At 71.4% G+C, this 2,603-nt stretch carries 2 protein-coding genes and 1 pseudogene; 2 read left to right on the top strand and 1 reads right to left on the bottom strand.

The window, feature by feature from the left end:
- Both FRZ03_RS05670 and FRZ03_RS05675 read left to right on the top strand, forming a co-directional pair.
- Positions 1-356, top strand: a 356-nt coding sequence (locus FRZ03_RS05670) for a transposase (protein WP_261398597.1), incomplete at its 5' end; no start/stop codon positions are given.
- Positions 357-683: 327 nt separating this feature from the next.
- Positions 684-1,885, top strand: a pseudogene (locus tag FRZ03_RS05675) (IS110 family RNA-guided transposase).
- 62 nt (positions 1,886-1,947) lie between these two features.
- On the opposite strand, the gene FRZ03_RS05680 reads toward FRZ03_RS05675, so the two are convergent.
- Positions 1,948-2,603: TIGR01777 family oxidoreductase (locus FRZ03_RS05680; protein ID WP_146464099.1), on the bottom strand; the 656-nt coding region annotated here is incomplete at its 5' end.

Genomic DNA, 2,603 nt, shown 5'->3' on the forward strand with positions numbered 1-2,603 from the left:
CGGCCGCCGAGCTTGCCGCGCTCTACGCCCGGCGCTGGGAGATCGAGCTGGTCTTCGACGAGATCAAGACCCACCAGCGCGGCCGGCCGGTCCTCAGGTCGCAGACTCCGGACGGGGTGCGGCAGGAGATCTACGCGCACTTGATCGTGCACCATGCCACCCGGGATCTACTGGACGAAGCCGCTCGGCTGCACAGCAGCACTGCAGAGCGGACCTCGTTCACCCGAGCCCTACACGTCGTCCGCCGCACGGTGATCTCACCGAGCGGCTTTTCCCCCCTCCGCCCGCAGACGAGACCGGCACCTCGGGCTCGCCGAGATCGGCCGCAGCCTGTTACCCCGCCGCCGGCCCCGTGACTGCCCCCGCAAGATCCGCTCCTGCATCACCGGCTACGGCAGCAAGGCCCCCGAAGAACCCGCCAGCCAGCGTCGTTCCCCGGTCGTCCTCACCCTGAACCACCGATGGCACGATCACTAAAGCAACGGCATTGGAACGGATGACCTGGGGGGTGGTGTCACCGGGCCTGGGAGGCGCCGTTGGAGACGCTGATGAGAGGTCTGACTACCGCCTGGCCTGGCGCAATGCCTGGCCGCTTGCGGGCGGCAGGTCTGCATAACGTGGATGCGCGCATACGACGCCAACGCCCTGGCCAGCACCGCATGAGCCCCGTTCGGGAGGATGGGTTGGACAACATCGACGACGTGGGCGTCTTCCTCGGCCTGGACGTCGGCAAGAGCGCCCATCACGGGCACGGGCTGACCCCGGCCGGCAAGAAGGTCTTCGACAAGCAGCTGCCCAACAGCGAGCCAAAGCTGCGGGCCGTCTTCGACAAGCTGGCCGCGAAGTTCGGCACCGTGCTGGTGATCGTGGACCAGCCCGCCTCGATCGGAGCCCTGCCCCTGACGGTCGCCCGGGCCGCCGGCTGCAAGGTCGCCTACCTGCCCGGCTTGTCCATGCGGCGGATCGCCGATCTCTACCCGGGTGAGGCGAAGACCGACGCGAAGGACGCCGCGGTGATCGCGGACGCCGCACGGACCATGCCGCACACCCTGCGCTCGTTGGAACTGACCGACGAGATCACCGCCGAGCTGACCGTGCTGGTGGGCTTCGACCAGGACCTCGCGGCCGAGGCGACCCGCACCTCCAACCGGATACGCGGCCTGCTCACCCAGTTCCACCCCAGCCTGGAACGCGTCCTGGGCCCTCGCCTGGACCACCCTGCCGTGACCTGGCTGCTGGAACGCTACGGATCCCCAGCCGCCCTGCGGAAAGCCGGACGCCGCAAGCTGATTGAGGTGATCCGGCCCAAGGCTCCGCGCATGGCCCAGCGGCTGATCGACGAGGTGTTCGATGCGCTCGACGAGCAGACCGTCGTGGTCCCGGGCACCGGCACTCTCGACCTGGTGATCCCGTCCCTGGCCCGTTCGCTCGCGGCCGTCCACGAACAGCGACGAGCCCTGGAAGCGCAGATCGGACAGCTGCTGGAGGCTCACCCTCTTTCCGCGGTCCTGACCTCGATTCCGGGAGTCGCGGTCAGGACCGCCGCCACCTTGCTGGTCACCGTCGGCGACGGCACCAGCTTCCCCACCGCCGCCCACCTCGCCTCCTACGCCGGCCTGGCCCCGACAACCAAGTCGTCGGGACCTCGATCCACGGCGAACACGCGCCACGAGGCGGCAACCGGCAACTCAAACGCGCGATGTTCCTGTCGGCGTTCGCCGCGCTGCACGATCCCGCCTCCCGCACCTACTACGACCGATGCCGGGCCCGAGGAAAGACCCACACCCAGGCACTTCTCCGCCTGGCCCGCCAGCGGATCAACGTGCTGTTCGCGATCCTGCGCGACGGCACCTTCTACGAACCCAGAACCCCACGCCTCGCTTGACGAAAGACATAGAGGCACCCCCCCCGGGCGCGGCACGCCGCCCGCGTCGCGTCGACGACGGCTCAGCCGGTGCCGTGCAGCGCCGCGTCCAGCGCCTGCTCGAAGCGCGGGTGACGGAAGGTGAATCCCGCCGCCAGCAGGGCCGTCGGGACCGCCCGCGTGCTGAAGGTGAGGCTCGTGGCGAACCCGCCGAGCGCCGCGCGCAGCGCGACGGCGGGGACCGGGACGAGGGCCGGGCGGTGCACGGCGCGGCTCAGCGCCCGTGTCACCGCGCGGTTCGTCAGGGGATGCGGGGCCGTGAAGTCCGCCGGCCCGGACAGCGTCTCGGTGCCGAGGGCGAACCGCAGGGCCGCGATCTGGTCGGCCAGGGAGATGAACGGCCAGTACTGGTCGCCGGAGCCGAGCCGTCCGCCCAGCCCGAGGCGGAACAGCGGCAGCAGCCGCCCGAAGGCGCCGCCCCGGGCCGCGACCACCAGACCGGTGCGCGGGTGCACCACCCGGATGCCCGCCTTCCGGGCCGGGTCGGCGGCGGCCTCCCACTCGGCGCAGACGGAGGCCAGGAAGTCGGTCCCGGCCGGGGCGCTCTCGTCCACGATCCGCTCGCCGGTGTCGCCGTAGTAGCCGGTCGCGGACGCCGACACCAGGACCCGCGGGGGCACGGCCGAGGCGGCGCAGGCCCGCGCGATCGTCCCGGTGCCGCGCACCCGGCTGTCCCGGA

It is taken from the genome of Streptomyces misionensis (assembly GCF_007896895.1).
Lineage (GTDB): Bacteria > Actinomycetota > Actinomycetes > Streptomycetales > Streptomycetaceae > Streptomyces > Streptomyces misionensis_A.